10 protein-coding genes and 1 pseudogene are annotated in these 19,123 nt (G+C 37.4%); all 11 read left to right on the top strand.

The genetic code is table 11. The annotated features are described in order from the left end of the window. The first annotated feature begins 14 nt into the window (after positions 1-14). Positions 15-1,223 (top strand): FecR family protein, encoded by a 1,209-nt coding sequence (locus MWU78_RS13705; protein WP_246998639.1) that lies wholly within the window; start codon positions 15-17, stop codon positions 1,221-1,223. 156 nt (positions 1,224-1,379) lie between these two features. Continuing rightward, positions 1,380-4,709, top strand: coding sequence for a SusC/RagA family TonB-linked outer membrane protein (locus MWU78_RS13700; RefSeq protein ID WP_246998637.1), 3,330 nt, complete (start codon positions 1,380-1,382; stop codon positions 4,707-4,709). 10 nt (positions 4,710-4,719) lie between these two features. After that, entirely contained in the window at positions 4,720-6,282 is a 1,563-nt protein-coding gene (locus MWU78_RS13695; protein ID WP_246998635.1) for a SusD/RagB family nutrient-binding outer membrane lipoprotein, read from the top strand. A gap of 801 nt (positions 6,283-7,083) precedes the next feature. Next, positions 7,084-8,349, top strand: coding sequence for a hypothetical protein (locus tag MWU78_RS13690; RefSeq protein ID WP_246998633.1), 1,266 nt, complete (start codon positions 7,084-7,086; stop codon positions 8,347-8,349). Positions 8,350-8,361: 12 nt separating this feature from the next. Then, positions 8,362-9,561: a hypothetical protein gene (locus MWU78_RS13685; protein ID WP_246998631.1), complete on the top strand. Its 1,200-nt coding sequence runs from the start codon at positions 8,362-8,364 to the stop codon at positions 9,559-9,561. Positions 9,562-9,950: 389 nt separating this feature from the next. Further along, positions 9,951-12,377, top strand: coding sequence for a sialidase family protein (locus tag MWU78_RS13680; RefSeq protein ID WP_246998629.1), 2,427 nt, complete (start codon positions 9,951-9,953; stop codon positions 12,375-12,377). 91 nt (positions 12,378-12,468) lie between these two features. Continuing rightward, positions 12,469-14,655 (top strand): acetylxylan esterase, encoded by a 2,187-nt coding sequence (locus tag MWU78_RS13675; RefSeq protein WP_246998627.1) that lies wholly within the window; start codon positions 12,469-12,471, stop codon positions 14,653-14,655. Between the two features lie 136 nt (positions 14,656-14,791). Continuing rightward, complete coding sequence (locus tag MWU78_RS13670; RefSeq protein WP_246998625.1) at positions 14,792-15,367, top strand: gluconate 2-dehydrogenase subunit 3 family protein; 576 nt, start codon at positions 14,792-14,794, stop codon at positions 15,365-15,367. Between the two features lie 5 nt (positions 15,368-15,372). Then, positions 15,373-17,064 (top strand): GMC family oxidoreductase, encoded by a 1,692-nt coding sequence (locus MWU78_RS13665; RefSeq protein ID WP_246998623.1) that lies wholly within the window; start codon positions 15,373-15,375, stop codon positions 17,062-17,064. 88 nt (positions 17,065-17,152) lie between these two features. After that, complete coding sequence (locus MWU78_RS13660; RefSeq protein WP_281503847.1) at positions 17,153-18,262, top strand: heparan-alpha-glucosaminide N-acetyltransferase domain-containing protein; 1,110 nt, start codon at positions 17,153-17,155, stop codon at positions 18,260-18,262. Positions 18,263-18,831: 569 nt separating this feature from the next. Beyond that, positions 18,832-19,123, top strand: a pseudogene (locus MWU78_RS13655) (IS982 family transposase); the annotation flags it as partial.

Genomic DNA, 19,123 nt, shown 5'->3' with positions numbered 1-19,123 from the left:
GTTGCTTAAAATTAATGCGTTTAAATAATGTAGATCAATTTAGAATGTCAATAAAAATTCAAAATCTAATTGCAAAATACTTTACTAGACAAGCGTCCCTCTCTGAGTTGGATCAGCTTTCTAAATGGATTGATGACCCTGCCAATAAAGAGGAATTCAAGAAATTTGTAAAAATCAACCATGTAATCGATTTGAATGTGAAAAAATTTCGCGCGGAAGGTTCCAAAAAACAGTTACTACAATTTATCGAGCGGGAAAAAAGGGCTCATAAAATGCGCAAAGTCCGAAATATTGTACGATATGCTGCAGTAATTCTTATGATTCTGGGTATTGGGTATCTTTTCCAAAATAAGGTAATTGATAATGGGTCGGATACTTTAGTCCCTAAAACAGAGACCCCAGCAGAGATAGTAAATAGTATCCAAACAGGGACGGACAAGGCCATCCTTACTTTGGAAGATGGTACAAGTATAGATTTGGAAAAAGGAAAAACAATACAAACTAAAAATATAAAAAGTAATGGGGAAGAATTGGTATATGATTCCTCCAATAAAATAACTACTGAGATAGCATATAATTACTTGACGATTCCTAGAGGGGGGCAATTTCATATAAAATTGGCAGATGGAACATTGGTTTGGCTTAACTCTGATAGTCAGTTAAAGTATCCTGTTGCCTTTGTGGAGGGAAAAACAAGAATTGTAGAATTGGTCTATGGAGAAGCTTATTTTGAAGTTTCTCCAAGTACGGAACATCTTGGAGCAAGGTTTAGAGTTTTAAACGTATCCCAGGAGATAGAGGTTCTGGGAACCGAGTTTAATGTCAAAGCCTATAAAGACGAAACTAATATCTATACCACGCTGGTAGAGGGTATGGTAACTATAAGTACTGCTACATCTACTCAGGTGCTAAAACCCAATGAGCAGTCCAAATTAGACCTTAAAAACAATACTATCAGTATCAACCCTACAAATGTAGGTCAGGAGATTGCATGGAGAAAGGGAATCTTTAGTTTTAAAGGCAAATCTTTACAGGAAATTGCCATGGTATTATCACGCTGGTATGACGTGGATATAGCGTTTTCAACACCTGATCTTAAATATGTGAAATTTAATGGCGTATTGAAGAAAGAAGAAGCAATCGAAGAAATATTAAACAGTATCTTAACTACTAATTCCATAAAGGCCTATGAAATAAAGAACAAAAAAATTATAATAAAATAAAGAAAGGGAACAAAGTTTATACCTGGACAGTACTGTGCTTTTGTCCCCTCTTTGCATCAATTGATTAATAATATTAACCAACTAATACTCAAATTTATGAAAATTAAATTTACTAACGCTATTTTCCATCAGCGGAAAGAGCTACTAAAGTTCATTATGAGGACATTCATTTTTTTGCTTTGTTCCACTGCCTTTGGATTTACTTCTAGTGATATTTTCTCACAGAACACTAAAATTCATATTGACAAGGATCAGGTGGTATCCATTGATGTGGTATTCGACTTATTAAGAAATCAAACAGAATACACGTTTATATACGAAGAAAATCTATTTAAGGATACACCTAAAGTTCACCTTAAAAAAGGCACAATCCGTGCCAATAAATTACTTGAAACATGTTTTTCGGGTAAGGATTTTAAATTAAATTTTAAGGACAATAAAATAGTCATAATTGCAACGGAGCCCACAAGCGCTGATTTGCAAACTTTTACTGTGTCTGGTTCGGTTTTGGATGTTGATGGACAACCTTTACCAGGTGCCAATATTATTGAAAAGGGAACAACTAATGGTACACAAGCCGATTTTGACGGTAATTTTTCCATTTCAGTAGCAAGTGAAACTGCCGTTTTAGTGGTGTCCTATCTTGGTTTTGCCACTAAAGAAGTTAATCTTGGTGGGCAAACCACCATTACCATAAATTTGGTAGAAAGTACCTCAGGCTTGGAGGAGGTAGTCGTTACTGCTTTGGGGATAAGGAGACAGAAAAAGTCGCTAACTTATGCCACGCAAAGTGTTGAATCTTCTGAATTAACTGGTGTCAGGGATCCAAATAATCTCATAAACTCTTTTCAGGGTAAGATTGCCAATGCACAAATTACACAAAGTGCTGGGGGTGTCGGTAGTGAATCTGAAATTATACTCCGGGGTTCTCGTTCCCTTTCAGGTAGCAACTCAGCGTTGATAGTAGTTGATGGGGTACCAAACATCGACAACAATTCAACATCTAATATAAATCCAGATGATATTGAGTCGGTAAGTGTCCTTCCTGGGGCTTCTGCAGGTGTTTTGTATGGGAGTCAAGCAGGAAATGGAGCTATAATAATAACCACAAAGAAAGGGTCAAAGGGTGGCGATGTATCCGTAAATGTAAATTCGAGCCTTGTTGTTGAATCGCCTTTTGCATTGCCCATGGTTCAAAACATTTATGGCCAAGGAAGTGCTGGTGTCTTAAATGCCGCATCCGGAGAAAGTTGGGGGGCTAAAATGGAAGGTCAGGAATATGTAAATTATTTGGGTGAATCAAGACCCTATTCGGCTCAACCCAATAATATAGAAGACTTCTTTAGTAATGGAATTAGCTCCACTAACTCCATAAGCGTCTCTGGTGGTTTGGAAAAAGCACAAACGTTTTTGTCTTACACCAAAAAAGATATCCAAGGTATTATTCCATCAAATAATTTGACAAGTCATAATTTCAATTTCAGGATATCAAATAAAATTGGAGATAGAATTACAATTGATTCTAAAGTGAGTTATCTGACCCAGATTATTGAAAATAAAACCAGAGCAGGTGAAGCTAATAATACGCCTGTTATGAATATATATCAAATACCTAGGAATGTTAGTGATGCTGATGCCAGAAATTATCAAGAATTGGATAATGTTGGTGTTTATATGCCCACTCCGTGGCCATCAACATTGGCCTCTAACTATCAAAACCCATATTGGATAACAAATAAGGATATTCTTGAAGGAAAGAAGGATCAATTGTCTGGATTTATATCTGCTAAACTCGATATAACAGACTGGTTAAGTGTAGCAGGAAGAGCTAATTTGTCCAAGTCTTTTGAAGAAGAAAAACAAAAGACAAATGTTGGTACCGTTTTATTCGCAAGGAATAAAGGCGGGTATTATCGTGAGTCGGGCATTACAGGCATTCAAAAATGGTTTGATCTAATCCTCCAAGGGAATAATAAAATAAGTAAAGATTTTAGTGTAGATTATTCTGTTGGCGCCATATATCAAGACAGACAGTTTGGGGTAAAAAATGATATAGCCGATGGATTAAATGTAGCCAATAAATTCAGTTTAAATTTTGCTACCAATCCACAGTTTAATTCAACGCAAACTCAAATACAAACGCAATCTGTTTTTGGAGATGTCAATTTATCCTTTAAAGATAATGCCATAACTCTTAATGGTAGTTTTAGAAACGATTGGGATTCACGTCTCCCTGCTCCACACTCATTTCAATATTTTTCTTCGGGGCTTTCAGGAGTCTTGTCCGATTTAATAGAACTACCTGAATCTATATCATTCCTAAAGGCTTATGTAACATATGCCGAGGTAGGTAATGGCGGACAGTTTGGACTGCTTTCCTCTTCTTATAATTACAGCCAAGGTGCTGGTAATGGATACTTAAGCAGAAGCAATGTGCTTCCTTTTCCAAATCTAAAGCCAGAGATTGTAAAAAACTGGGAAGCCGGATTACAATCAAGGTTCTTTAATAACAGAGCTGGGATATCACTTGCCTATTATAAGAGCAACGCGATCAACCAACTAATTAGAATTTCACTACCTGTTGCCACTGGCTACTCTCAGAGATATATTAATGCCGGTAATATTCAGAACGAAGGTTTGGAAATGGTGTTGAATGGTTTTCCCATATTTACTGAAGATTTCAGTTGGGAAATTGATCTGAATTTTTCATTCAACGGAAGTAAGGTTATAAGTTTAACAGATGACCTTGATACTATTTACTTGGGTAGTTTTGGTAATTTTGGGGCTGTTCCCCAAGCAAAAATTGGTGGTAGCTACAATGATTTGATAGCTGACCAATGGCAAAGAGATGAAAATGGCAACTTTATAGTTACTGCTGCCGGTCTTCCATTTATTACCAGTCAATCCGGTCTAGATCCAGAAGTAATAGGTAATGCCAATCCAGATAAAATATTTGGGGTAACCAATACTTTCAAATACAAGGATTTTTCCTTGAGGATGCTGGTTGATGGAAAATTTGGAGGCGTCATGGTTTCAAATACCGAACAGAACTTGTCTTTCAGCGGTATTACAGAGGCCACTGCCGATTATCGAGAAGGTGGATGGAATTTAGGAGGTGTTGATTTGGATGGAAATCCTGTTTCTGCAACCATTTCCGCTCAGCAATTTTGGCAAACCGTATCCGGCAAACGCTCAGGAGTTGGAGAATTCTTCGCCTATGATGCCTCTAACGTTCGATTAAGAGAAGTATCATTAGGATATGACATTCCGTTACCCTCTAATCTATTCATTAAAAAAGCCAGTTTTTCGCTTATCGCTCGTAATCTATTTTGGATATATCGAGGCAGTTCCCTATTGGATATTCCAGGCCTGGAGAAACGGAAGATGTGGTTTGACCCTGATATGGGCAAGTATGCAGATGGAACCGAATATGGTGCAATTCCCTCAACACAGAGTTTTGGATTTAATCTTAATCTAATATTTTAAAAAAATAATCATGAAAGAGATAACAATAAAATTAAGTATGTGCCTTTTGGTAGCCTTTAGTCTTGTACTACATACCGCTTGCACTGATGATTATACTGAAATTAATACGGACGCAAACTCGATTGCCACAGTAGGCGCCTCCGAGTTGCCGTTTCTATTCTCAAAAGCACTTACGGGTGTTCCTATTGGAGGACAAACTCCGGAAAACTTATTTGCTGCTCAATACGCACAATATTTTGCCAACGTAACCTCCTATTTCCCAACTGATAGATTGGTTATACGAATGGATTGGCTTCGAAATGCCTTTAACCCTATTTATGTGGAAGTAATGCCGCAGTTACAGACTATTTTGGATAATGCGGAAGTAGGCTCAGCTGAACATGCACTTGCTGAAATATGGTGGGTTTTTGCATTTCACAGGGTTACAGACTACTGGGGGCCTATCCCGTATTCAAAAGCTGGTGAAGCAAGCACCGGCATTCCATATGACAGCCAAGAAAGCATTTATAATGACTTTTTTGAAAGGTTGGACAGGGCTGAAGCGGTGCTTAAGGCATTGCCAAGTGATCAGAGACCCTTTGGGTCTTATGACTTAATGTATGAAGGGGATATTACTAAGTGGATTAAGTTTGCCAATACCTTAAGACTGAGATTGGCCATAAGAATATCCAAAACCAATCCAACATTGGCTAAAGTTCAGGGGGAAGAAGCATTTTCGAACACTGTTCTTGAAACAAGCCCGGATGATGATGCATTAATTCAACAAAATACCATTGACATAAATCCTATTTCACAAATGTCTGAATGGAATGAATTTAGAATGAGTGCTGCAATGGAATCTACTTTGGTAGGATATGATGACCCCAGAACTCCTGAGTACTTTTTGCCAGCAGTCAATACGGGTCAATATGATGGCCTAAGAAATGGATTAAGCGTGGAACAATTGTCAGATGCAATGAATGTTGCCAAATCAAATTCACATGTTGGCCCTCGTTGGACCGCTCCGGTTTCAGGTGGCATAGACGACTACTTTTCTACCCCATTGAATGTAATGTCTTCTGCCGAAGCTTACTTTCTAAGGGCTGAAGGCGTTTTATTAGGCTGGGAAATGGGCGGATCTGCCGAAGAATTGTATAAAAAAGGAATCGAAAACTCATTGATGCAATGGGGAGTTACTGATGCTACGGTCATAGATACCTACATTAACAGCAATGCTACTCCTGTAGCTCCCAATGATTTTCTTGATTCACCAGCTGTAGGTAATATTCCAGTAAAGTTCGATACGACCGATGAGGACGTGCAGTACCAACAAATATTTTTACAGAAATGGCTTGCTTTATTTCCCGATGGTGTAGAGGCCTGGGCTGAATATAGACGTAGTCGTGGATTGCCTTTATACCCTGTAGCCAATTCCGATAATATTGAAATTACTGATCCAACCACCGAATGGATTAGAAGGGTACCTTTCCTTTTATATGAAAAGCAGTCCAATGGTGAGGCTGTTGAGGAGGCCATAAATTTATTAGGAGGGCCCGATTTAATTACCACACCCTTATGGTGGGATAAGAATTAAATAAAGGATAGAAATATACGAATCCAATGTACATTCCTTTTTGTACATGGGCAATTTTTCAAATGAAAGGTATCATTGTTTTTGTTTTCATAAGAAAATGTACATTGGATTTTAAACTTTTAGAATTGAATAAATTTCTAGGAAAAATAATCCGTTGGAAGTTATTTTTATTCCCCAGAAATATGCCAAGATTAAAACTTTTTTGATGGTTTTTTTAGCGACTTATTTTCCTAATGGATTGCAGCAAGTTTTTGTTTATTGAAATAGCCCTAGTAAAGTCTCTCCCAGATTTTCGGAACATGATATATGTAGAAGGGCAAATCAACTTTGTCCATTGCCCTTATTGCTGCAATGTATCAAAGGTTACTATCAGGAACAATAACGGCCATCAAGACCTTTTGATTATAGGTAATGACTAAAAAAGGACACTATCTCAATATAGGAAAAATCAAATTTGAAGATATAGACCTGAAGTTGGTATTGAATAAAAACAAGGTTAGCTTACTGGTGTCACACTGGTAGCTATAGTATATTATGGTTGGAACATTTGTAAATGAGGGGGTATAATTCTTAATCTAGAAAATAATCTGGCAGATATAAAGAAAGCCTTGTTTTTTTTACCCATAAATAATTGGGAAGGATCTTTTTACTATGCTTTTCAGCATATCAGTGGTTTAAAGGTGGGAGCCTTGAAAATGTTGTCACAGGAAATAATGAGTGTAGTGTTGCCGGATAAATGATAGCATGGCAGGATTACTTGAAATCTAGAATTAAATTGGTTTTTTGTTTAAAAAAATGGAAATGACGAAAAAAAGAAAAGGAGGACTATTGTTTTTTTATTATGAATACATGTACATCCACCAGAGAGCGATGGTTATATTTCTGTTGCTTACAGTTGGAATAAATACCTACGGACAAGAGCAGTTAATGGAAATAAGAAACAATCCCGAGTTTATCAGTTACCCTGATTTTCCAGAAGCTCACTCCACATGGGGAGATATTGGTTACAATCCAGTATATAACAAAGTTTATATAGGCGTAACCAATCATTTGAATAAAGTTGGCCTCTATGAATTTGATATTGCCAGTAACGAAATGAAATTGAATGGGTTTATTGGAGATATGGCCAATTTAAGACCGTTTCAATGGCAGGGAAAAATTCATTCAAAAATAGTATTTGATAAAGAAGGTATTGTTTATTTCTCGACAGATGGAGGAGATTATAGGCATTTGTATTTTATGGATGGCCCTCTGGGTTATGTAGGTGGGTATTTTATGAAATGGAATCCAGAAAATAAGAAATTAACCAATTTAGGCATGGGACTACAATATGAGAGTACCAAAGACCTGGATATTGATATAGAAACAGGGAATTTGTACGGTACTACCTTTCCGCAAGTTCATTTTCTCATCTATGACGCTAAAAAGAACGATTTAAAGGATTTAGGCAGATTGGGTTCAGGACATGTCCCTAGAGTACTATTTACAGATACTTGGGGCAATTGTTACTATGTAGATTGGAGGCAGCGACTTGTCAAATATGAGAAGAGCGAGGAAAAGCTCATTTTTGCCAAGGAAAGCCTGCCAGCCTTTCCCGGAACACCAGGCTATTCAATAATAACAGGAATTACCGCCTATGCCAAGGATACCGCTAACAACATTGTTTATTTAATTACCTATGGCGGGAAAATAATAGCTTATCACCCCCAAGAAAACGGGTTCGGAAAAGTGGAAGATTTAGGTGGGGTATACAATGCTGAAGGAAAAGAAAAATGGAACTATTATGTCCCTAATCTAGCGATGGGGAAAAACGGAAAGCTCTATTATTTTGTAGGTGGACATGGCATCGAAGCCGTTAAAAATACTACGTTGTTTATTGAATTTGACCCCAAGACACGGGAACGGAAAGTATTGATCCAATATCCTACATCGGTAGTACATGAAGCAACTGGTGCAGATGTTCACGATGAAGACGGGAATATCTACTTTGCCGGCAGAAAGGGTGACAACCATAATTCTACTCCCTTTATGATCAAATTTAATCCTGACAAGGATCTCAAATTCTAAATACTTTATTAAATGAAAAATAAAATAAGAGTATCATTGTTGTTATTGGTCTTCTTTTGTTCAATGAATGTACACACACAAGAGAATAAAAAACCAAATGGCTTTGCCATCGAGCTTTCTTTAGAAAATACCGACTTAAAAAGACTGCCCATTTATAGAAATTCTATTACCTCACTACATGTATCTGGTGATTATATAATAGGTGGTACAACTGCCAGTGAGGGACTTTCCCCCTTTATATTTACTGCCTCATTAAGTCAAAAAATGCCAATAGATTTCAAGGATATCGGTAGCTTGGTACTGGGACAAGAAAGTATTCAGTCGGGTTTTGGAAAAGGCAAGAATGGTTTACTGTATTGCGGAAGTATGTCCAATTCCAAGGAAAACAATACCGATGGTGGACATCTCTTCCAAATCTCAATTAATAAAAGTGGCGCATTAAAAATAAAAGACCTTGGTGTTCCAGTACAGGGTGAAGGCATTTTTACCTTGGTCGGCGACACGGATGGAACAAAAATTTATGGAATAAGTTATCCTAAGGGGCATTTATTTGCGTATGATAATGCAAGTGGCAAGACCAAAATATTTGATGCCATTATTCCTTCTGAATATGATCTTAAAGAATATAAAACGTATGATCTACGTCCTCAAGATTATCTATCCAGAAGCTTGACACAAGGCAATGATGGGAAAATTTATGGCAGTGCTCCCATGAATAAACTATTCTCCTTTGATCCAAGTACCGAAAGTTTTAAGATACTTGATAATACGTTGCCTGTTGTATGGAAAAGAAACATCCTTGGCAGAGTTGATTCTTGGGCTAAAGACAAAGAGGGTATTCTTTATGGAGGCAATTCTGGCGATGGACAATTGTTTACGTTGAATCCTACTACAGGTGTGGTAAAAAACCTAGGTAAGCCAATTACATTGAATCGCTTGAAGGGACTAAGTTTTGGAAGAAATGGTAAACTATATGGAGTTGCAGGTGGCACACCGGGCTACGCCCACCTATTTAGGTACGATTCAGATTATGGATTTTATGATTTTGGAAACCCCAAATTTACAATGGTAGCGCCAGGCATTGAGCAGGGAATTAGTTGGAGGTCCTTTAATATAGAAACTGTTACATCTTCGGAAGATGGTAAATATATTGTGATGGGCGAAGGAGAATCCCTTAGTCAAATTATGGTATTGGAGGTTCCTCAAAATTAAACGGTCTGAAAATTCTGCCAAGTAGTATAAGGCATGAAAAGTGACCGTTAAAATTAAATACATACGGGATACAAATGGAGCCAATTATTGAATTTTCCGTTCCACAGAAAGAAATAGCAGACAATAATCCGCTTTAAAATTAAGAAAAGTTTTAGTGCAGTTTGTTTTAGTTAGTAGTTAGTTGAATATAGGTTGGCTATTCTTATAACCAACCTTTATTCTCTAAAGCAATCTCCTTTTTAATCAATAAACCTAGCCGAAATTTTAAATTGAAATAACTATTGTGGTCCTGTATCGACTGATTTTCGTGTTAAATTAGTTATGGAGGGCATCAATGACGAAGGTTGGTATCCCATGGGGCAAATTAAAATAAGATAAAAATTAGAAGTATGAGATTTATTCACAAAATAGCCAGTATTATTTTATTTCAAACAGCATTCCTATCATGTGTTGATTCTACTGTTGATAAAAATAAAACCTTAGATAATGTGACCTCGACAAACTGGACTCATATGGGGCCAGGTGGTGGAGGCTCAACTTTTTTACCCACATTTTCATACGCAAGCACTGATGATTTTCTAATACGCTGCGATATGACAGGCGCATACTTAACCAACGACGGGGGAGAATCATATGCACAAATAAATTATCCAAATGGTTCCACTTCGTTCGCCTATGACCCCTTAGATAAAAACACGGTTTATATTGGCGCATCGACTCTAAATAGGTCAGAAAATGGCGGCAAAACATGGGAAAGGATTTTCCCGAAACAAGAGGATATTATTAATGAAGTTTTTATGGGGGACCATGCCAATTATTCCATAAAAGTAAAGGAAAACTCTTTATACGCCAGTATTGGACAAGGAATAAGAATAAAAAATATTAAAGCAGACCCTTATGATCCGGGCACCATTTATTTCAGTGTTAAAGAAGCTTTTTTTTATTCAACCGATAAGGGCGAAGTATGGAATAGAATAGAACTGGAGGATGACATTAAATTCATATACACAAATGCCCAATATCTGAATGATGCAGTATATCTTTTTACAACAAATAACGTCATTAAAATAAATAAGGGCACATGGACACCTAACACCTATCCCATCCCAAATGAAATGAAACCGGCCTTTTCCTATACCGGAGGCAACATAAAAGATACCGGAGATTTTATTTTCTATGCTTTACAAAACAATGCGGGTAATGACAGCAGACCAGATGCCGTAGCCAAAACCTCGTTATGGACAAGCAACGACTTAGGCCTTACTTGGCAACTGAGCAAAGATCCCACATTTAATAATTTACAATCAATAGCCCCAACGTATAAAAGTATATCCGCGTCAGAAAACGATGCCGAAAATGTGTATGCGGTTTCCTTGTCTTATAAGGAAAAAACCCAAGACAATGGACTGTCCCACTGGTATGGAACCCTAAAGTCTGAAGATCAAGGAAAATCATGGAATTGGGTCTGGAAAGGTGGTGGCGGCATTGGGCAATACGGTGTACGCGACGGTAAAGATGCCCCTAACTTAACCGATTCATGGGTGCAAGAAGCTTTTGGGGGCGAGTTTATTCTTATTATAGATGTGGGTGTTTCTCCTATCAATTCAGATGTGGCAGTAATTACAGATTGGTATCGCACCATGAAAACCATGGACGGAGGAAAAACATGGACGGAGATATATAGTAGTAAGCAAAAAGATGGAAGCGTTAAAAGTCGTGGTGTTAATGTCACCACCAGCTATGGTGTCCATTTCGATCCCTTTGATCAGGATCATATTGCGATTAGCTTTACAGATATAGGCTACCACCATTCGTACGATAGAGGAAAAAGCTGGTTTAGATCCACCAAGGGTATCCCTATTGAATGGCAAAATACCTGTTATTGGATGGCTTTTGATCCAGAAGTAAAAGATAAAGTTTGGTCAGTTTGGTCCGGATTACACGATTTTCCTAGAGGGAAAATGACGAGAAATCCCAAATGGAAGGAAAAATACTATAAAGGAGGGGTAGCAGTTTCTGTTGATGGGGGTAAATCTTGGACACCCACTATAGAAGGTCTTGGCCCTGACACGCCAACCACTTCAATTGTACTGGACAAAAACTCTCCTGTAAACAATAGAACACTTTACATAACAGCCTATGGAAAAGGGGTCTATAAATCTATTGATGATGGAAAAACTTGGAAGCTTCACAACAACGGTATTGAAGGCAGTTTAGCCGCTTTTGAACTTACAATTCAAGACGATGGAACTTTATTTTTAATTACCTCACCCATACCACAACATAAGGACGAAAAAGCTGGTAGGGAGGTATTTATGGGCAATCTATACAAGTCTATCGATGGGGGGGATTCTTGGCAAGCACTAGACCTTGGCGATAAGGTTAAATTTCCTAACGGACTCACTTTTGATCCCGAAAATCCAAATAGGCTTTATCTAGGTTCTTGGTCAGATATTCATTTAAGTGATCTAATTGGCGGTTCACTTGCCAATGCCACTGGCGGTAATGAATTAATGGACTTAGACGGAGGTATCTTAGTATCTGAAGACGGAGGAGATACTTGGAAGCAAATTTTTGATGAAAATCAATATGTCTATGACGTAACCGTAGACCCTTATCATCCAGGGCGAATTTATTGCAACACCTTTAATCAGGGTGCGTATAGGAGCGATGATTATGGAAAAACATGGAATAAGATCAAAGACTATGATTTTCACTGGGGACACCGTGTAATAATTGATGAAAATAATACAGAAAAGATATTTCTAACTACATTTGGATCTAGTGTTTGGCACGGATCACCAAAAACAAAGTAAGCAAGTATACTATGAGAACAGATTACAACATAGGCTCCTTACCCATTGTTTGTAGTTCTCCTGGCTCTAACAACGGTTAAATAATCTTTTAATGCAATTAAAGTCACGTACCATGAAATACGCTGTCAAATTCTTACTCCTTTTCTGTATTCTAACACAACAGGTTGGTGCTCAAGAAGATTTAAGCTTTTTTGAGTACTGGAAATCGTATTCAGACATTGAAAATTCCCTATTCAAACACTTTAGCTCTATAGCGTATGGCCAGCTGGAACAAACAAAAAGTGAAGCTAGCAACCTACAATCCCCCGAAGACTGGCTAGAAAGGCAATCCATCGTAAAAAACAAACTGTTGGAGGCCGCTGGTCCATTTCCAGAAAAAACACCCTTGAATGTCCAAATTACCGATGTTTTAAATAAAGATGGATTTAGAATTGAAAAAATCATCTACGAATCGGTTCCGAATAATTTTATTACAGGTGCCCTATACGTCCCAGATGGCGTTAAAAAAAATGCACCTACAATATTTTATGCGTGCGGCCATTCACGAGAAGGGTTCAGGGTAGAAATATACCAGCATATTATTATCAATTTGGTCAAAAAAGGGTTTGTGGTATTTACAATCGACCCCATGGGGCAAGGCGAACGTTACGAATATTGGGATGAACAATTAAACCAATCCATTTTACCGATTCCAGATCACGAGCATTCGTATGCTGGAGCTCAATGTTTAATTTCTGGGTATTCTACTGCATGCTATTTTATTTGGGACGTTATTAGAGGCATCGATTACCTCCTCACTAGAAAAGAAGTGGACCCTAATAGACTGGGCATGACCGGAAGGTCTGGCGGTGGAAACCTAACGGCCTATATAGGCGCCTTAGATGATAGAGTCCTTGCCACTGCGCCAGAATGTTATATTACAAGCTACGAATACCTATACCGATCTAGAGGCCCGCAATGTGCCGAGCAAAATCTATATCAAATGGTCGGAAAAGGACTTGACCATGCAGATTTCATTCAAGCAAGAGCCCCGAAACCAACCTTTATAATTAGTACCACCCGCGATTTTTTCAGCATACAAGGCACACGAGAAACTTTTCAAGAAGTCAAAACTACTTATGCCGCCTTAGGGAAACCACAAAACCTTTCAATGATCGAAGATGATGCGATACATCAATCAACTAAAAAGAACAGGGAAGCCATGTATGCCTTTTTTCAGAAAGAATTGGACAACCCTGGATCTAATGTAGATATGGAAGTTACGATTCCTACAGTCAAAGAACTCCAAATAACCAAAACAGGCCAGCTAAATACCTCTTTTAATAAAGAGACCATATTTTCACTGAATAAGGCCAAGGTTGATAAACAAGAAGCATCCCTATTAAAGCAACGGAGCGATTATAGTGCACACCTCAACAAAATTATAGTGGATGCGAAACAAATCTCCGGGTTTGAAGCGCCTAGCAAGTACGGAAACACCATCTTCTCTGGAAGAAACATAGACAACCGCATACTTGAAAAGTACTTGGTATCCGGTAGTGGTGATTACAAGCTTCCAGTAGCCTTATTAAAACCACTAACAAATACAAAAAATGAAGTGGTACTATATTTTGACACAAAAGGTTTAGAACATGCTATTCAGCAAGACAGCATAGTATCTGGGATTCTAAACAAAGGATACACCGTATTGGTCGCCGATTTACCCGGAATTGGAGAGCTTGGTCCTGGATATCTAAAAGGAGATTCCTATATTAATGAAGTCTCTTACAACCAATGGTTTGGTGCCAATCTAACAGGAAATTCTTTTGTAGGGCTGAGAACGGAAGATATTTTAAGAGTCTTACATTTTGCCGAAAACGAATTGAACACTACTAACATTGCTGCCATTTCCAATGGCGCACTGGGTAGCGAACTACTTCATGCGGCTGCGTTTAATAAAAACATAAAGAAGGTCGCGCTGATCTACCCTTTCCTTAGCTACATAGACATTGCAACCACAAAACTGTATAACTCTTCTTATATTCCGCACACCGTTTCGGGAGCGATAGAAAAATATGACTTGCCCGACTTAATGGCCTCGCTGTATCCGCGTAAGGTACTTATAGTTGATCCCAAGTCTGGTGACGGAAAGCCGGCAAGTAAATCAAAAATTGAATATAGCTTGAAATTTCCTTTAGAAGTATACAAGAAAAAAGGAGATGACAATAATATGGTTATAAGTAATAATGTGAATGAAAACCAGCTTATAGTATCTAAATTACTTACATGGTTAGAGTAAAAAACTATACCTAAAAGTGTAGCAAACTTTTTAGGCTGCTGCAAGAAATGTGGCACTAAAGCACTAGGGATCGGATAGTAATGTATAAGGCCCCTAACACCAAACTAGCAAAAGAGGAAACTAATAGAAGATAGATATGGAACGAAGAGAAGCACTGGTTAATATATCGTGGATGCTGAAGTCGGCTTTTTTAGCCCCCACACTATTGACAGCCTTGCAAAGCTGTCAGGAAGAAGTTTCAAAAACTAACACCTTATTGGTTTTAGATGAGTATCAAAATGAGTTAATAAAGTCAATTGCGGATGCAATTATACCTAGTACAACAACTCCAAGTGCGTCAGATGTTAAGGTTAACTATTTTATAGATCTATTGCTCAAAGATGTATTTGAAGTAGACGTTCAACAAAAGTTCTTAAAAGGATTGCTGCAATTTGATGAATCTTGTGAATCAAATACAGGGAAAAGCTTCTTAAAACTTACAGAAAAGGAGCAATTTAGTTATTTAAAGCAAGTTGATGAAGATATTATGAGTAAGGAATATGGTGATTTGGTCCCTTTTTATTTTTCGTTTAAGGTGCTGACCATAAAGACTTACTTTTCTACAAAAGAGGGGGCCATAAGCAATCTAAATTATAATCCGGTGCCAGGTCCATATCAAGGGGAAGTGGCACTTAACAAAGAGGATAAAATAACTATAGGAAACAGGATGTAACGGTTATGGAAGAGAAAAATACATATGATGCTTTGGTTGTAGGATCAGGAATGACTGGAGGCTGGGCCGCAAAAGAGTTTACAGAGAAAGGGTATAAAACACTGGTGCTCGAGAGAGGACGGGAAGTTAAACATATTGAAGATTATACAACAACAAATAAGGCTCCTTGGGAATATAAATATCATGGCCATGATTCGCTTAAAGATAAAGAGCAGTACCCCATACAAAGTATAAAATACAATTTTGATGCATCGAGCAAGCATTTCTTTGTAAATGATAAGGAACACCCATACTTGAATCCGCCAGATAAGCCTTTTAGATGGTTTAGGGGGTATCAAACAGGTGGTAGGAGTTTAATATGGGGCAGGGGTGCCTTTCGAATGAGTGATCTTGAATTTGGCGCAAATCTTAGGGATGGTCATGGAGTAGATTGGCCGATCCGGTATAAAGATATAAAGCCTTGGTATGATTATGTTCAAAAATTTATAGGAATATGCGGAACGAAAGAAAACATTCCGCATTATCCAGATGGGGAATTTCTTCCTGCCTTTGAAATGAATACAGCGGAGAAGGTGATCAAAGAGCGCTTAGAGGCGCATTATCCAGACAGAAAGATGACACCTACCAGAGTGGCGCATTTAACCAAAATAAAACCCGGACAGTTTAAAGGTAGGTCAGAATGCCAATCAAGGGATATGTGTCATACTGGCTGCCCCTTTGGGGCATACTTTAGCAGTAATAGTTCTACGCTTCCAGCAGCTAAAGAAACCGGTAATCTGACCCTTAAATCCAATGCCATAGTAGAGTCTGTAATTTATGATGCGGAGAAAAATAAGGCAATCGGTTTAAAGGTAATTGACGCACTAACCGGTGAAACTAAAGAGTACTATGCCAGGGTCATTTTTCTATGTGCGTCGACTTTAGGTTCCACAGGAATTTTACTTAACTCTAAAACACCTGGTTTTCCAAACGGACTGGCAAATTCCAGTGGAGTACTTGGACGCTACTTAATGGGACACCATAAAAATATTGGAGGAGAAGGAATTCTAGAGGGGTATGAAGATAAAATATACAAAGGGCATCGACCATCGAATTTAGTAATTCCTACCTTTCGTAATGTAAAAAAGCAAGAAATGGATTATTTCAGAAGTTACGGTGTTTCTGTTTTAGCAGCTAGACAGGGTGTAAACCCTACACAAATTGGTATAGGGGCCGAATTCAAAGAAAAATTAACAAAACCAGGCCCTTGGGAAGTGAAGCTTAGTGCGTATGGTGAGTGTTTGCCCTATGTTGATAATAAGGTAGAACTGGATGCTACCAGAAAAGATAAATGGGGACTTCCATTATTGCATATTTCAGCCGAATTTAAGGAGAATGAAATGAAAATGAGAAAAGACATGAAATCTCAACTTGCTGAAATATTGGGGGTTATGGGAGTGAAGAATATAAAAGTGCATGAAGGTTCACATATAATCGGCGATGCCACACATGAGATGGGAACGGCAAGAATGGGGAATGACCCAAAAACATCGGTGCTTAATAAATACAATCAATGCCATGATGTACCTAACATTTTTGTAACAGATGGGTCGTGTATGCCTTCTTCAGGGTATGCGAGTCCTTCGTTTACGTATATGGCACTCACAGCAAGAGCATGTAATTATGCATCTAAACAAATGGAGAAAGGAATGTTTTAATTCTTTTCCATTTGGGTTGATTTGCAATAAATAATTATGCCTATGGCGGCCTAATCGTTAAACCAAACAAAGTGTCAGAACAAATAATATGAGGCTTACATCATTAGATTTTTTTAGGGGAGTAACCGTTACGGCAATGATAATGGTTAACGATCCAGGGAGTTGGCAAATAAAATATTATCAATTATCGCATGCTACTTGGGAAGGGTGTACAATTACCGATTTAATATTTCCTTTCTTTTTGTTTATTGTTGGAGTGTCTATTGCCCTTGCCTTCGGAAAAGCATTAACTAAGGGAGCAACCAAAAAACTTTTACTTAGGAAAACTATAAAGCGAGCATGTATTATTTTTTCACTTGGATTGTTTCTTAACCTATTGCCTAATTTTAATTTTAACGAAATAAGGATTCCAGGGGTGCTACAGCGAATAGCCTTAGTATACCTGTTTTGTTCAATTCTTTTTTTATACGCCAGTAAAAAAAGCCAATTAATTTGGTTTGGAGGACTTCTAATAGGGTATTATATTATGATGATGTATGTTCCAGTTCCTGGTATTGGACCGTCAAATTTAGATCCTATTACTAATTTTTCGGCTTGGTTTGATCGACTAATATTGGAAGGATATATTGGAAGTCATGGACAAGGACAATATGATTCAACAGGGATTTTCACAACGATTCCTGCCATAGCTTCTGGATTAATGGGTGTTTTCATAGGTCATTTGCTTGAAAGAAAAAATATTGAAATTGAAGTGAAGCTTATCTGGATGTTTATAATTGGATGTACATTTTTGATGCTAGGCTGGGCATTTAGCTATGAATTTCCAATGATTAAAAGATTGTGGACATCATCCTATGTGTTATTTACTTCTGGTATAGCTGTTATTTGTTTCGCTGCATCCTATTGGTTTCTAGATGTTCAAAAATATCAAAAAGGAATAAAGCCTTTTATTGCTTTTGGCACCAATGCTTTGACAGCTTATTTTGTAGCAGGTATTTTTGGTAAGTTATTAACCAGTAATCAATTTATTTCATTTAATGGTGGTAAAATTAGCCCTAAGGAATGGTTGTTTAATGATGTTCTTACTTCTGTGTTCAACCCATATAATGCCTCTTTTGCATATTCAATATTAAATACATTACTGATTTTTATTCTTATTTGGTATATGTACAAGAAGAAGGTATTCATCAAGGTTTAAGTAACCTGAAGGATTGTATTAAAAACAATATGGTTTAGCGTTTTTCAAACGGTATTTATATGGTAGTTGTAATTAGTTTGTCAGAGTGTGGTTAAAGCAATAGGTCTTAATTCATATTGCCATAGTTAAATTGTAACCTTCACAAATTGAATTATTTCCTGTTTTTTAATAGGATTTGTTTTACAAAAAAAGTCCTAGCTTTCGCTAAGACTTTTCCTTACCACTTCGTGGTCCCACCTGGGCTAAGCTAGTTTTTTAATAAAATTTAATATACATTAACACCTGTTAATCAATTTATTAGAAATACTCTTTAATGGAGTTTAATGAATTTTAATGGGCTTTAATTTGGTATATACCCACTATTCAACCCCCTCCTTTTTAAAAGATAAAAAATGTACAAAATCAATGAATTATTATTTTGAAAAAAGACGAGACAAAAAAGACAAAAACGGGCTATTTCCTATTAACCTAAATTCGACGTAAGAAAGTAAGGTTTTTACAATAGAAATAGCGGAAAATTAGGTATATTTAAGTATCTGAAATTCAAATATTTAACCAACTTTCCGCTTATGATTTCCAAGGATAAAATTACTGAAATTTCCTGTTCCATAGATGAATTTTGCAAAGTTTTTGAGCCCGCCTTCCAAAAGAAGCTCATTTCCGATGGGAAAAAGCAAAGGAACAGGCCTTTTAGGATGTCACAGAGCGAAATCCTGACCATTACCGTACTTTTTCACATGAGCGGTTACCGGACCTTCAAACATTTTTATCTTTATTATGTCAAGGAGCATTTAAGGGACGAGTTCCCCGTTACGGTCTCCTACAACCGGTTCACCGAACTGATGCAATCCAATATGCTGC

Source organism: Arenibacter sp. F26102 (assembly GCF_023015865.1).
GTDB lineage: Bacteria > Bacteroidota > Bacteroidia > Flavobacteriales > Flavobacteriaceae > Arenibacter.
This window is presented reverse-complemented; position numbering and strand designations above follow the sequence as displayed.

Excerpts from the sequence above, each read along its gene's own strand:
- MWU78_RS13705 (WP_246998639.1), top strand. The coding sequence starts at position 15 with ATGCGTTTAAATAATGTAGATCAATTTAGAATGTCAATAAAAATTCAA.
- MWU78_RS13700 (WP_246998637.1), top strand. The coding sequence starts at position 1,380 with ATGAGGACATTCATTTTTTTGCTTTGTTCCACTGCCTTTGGATTTACT.
- MWU78_RS13695 (WP_246998635.1), top strand. The coding sequence starts at position 4,720 with ATGAAAGAGATAACAATAAAATTAAGTATGTGCCTTTTGGTAGCCTTT.
- MWU78_RS13690 (WP_246998633.1), top strand. The coding sequence starts at position 7,084 with ATGACGAAAAAAAGAAAAGGAGGACTATTGTTTTTTTATTATGAATAC.
- MWU78_RS13685 (WP_246998631.1), top strand. The coding sequence starts at position 8,362 with ATGAAAAATAAAATAAGAGTATCATTGTTGTTATTGGTCTTCTTTTGT.
- MWU78_RS13680 (WP_246998629.1), top strand. The coding sequence starts at position 9,951 with ATGAGATTTATTCACAAAATAGCCAGTATTATTTTATTTCAAACAGCA.
- MWU78_RS13675 (WP_246998627.1), top strand. The coding sequence starts at position 12,469 with ATGCAATTAAAGTCACGTACCATGAAATACGCTGTCAAATTCTTACTC.
- MWU78_RS13670 (WP_246998625.1), top strand. The coding sequence starts at position 14,792 with ATGGAACGAAGAGAAGCACTGGTTAATATATCGTGGATGCTGAAGTCG.
- MWU78_RS13665 (WP_246998623.1), top strand. The coding sequence starts at position 15,373 with ATGGAAGAGAAAAATACATATGATGCTTTGGTTGTAGGATCAGGAATG.
- MWU78_RS13660 (WP_281503847.1), top strand. The coding sequence starts at position 17,153 with ATGAGGCTTACATCATTAGATTTTTTTAGGGGAGTAACCGTTACGGCA.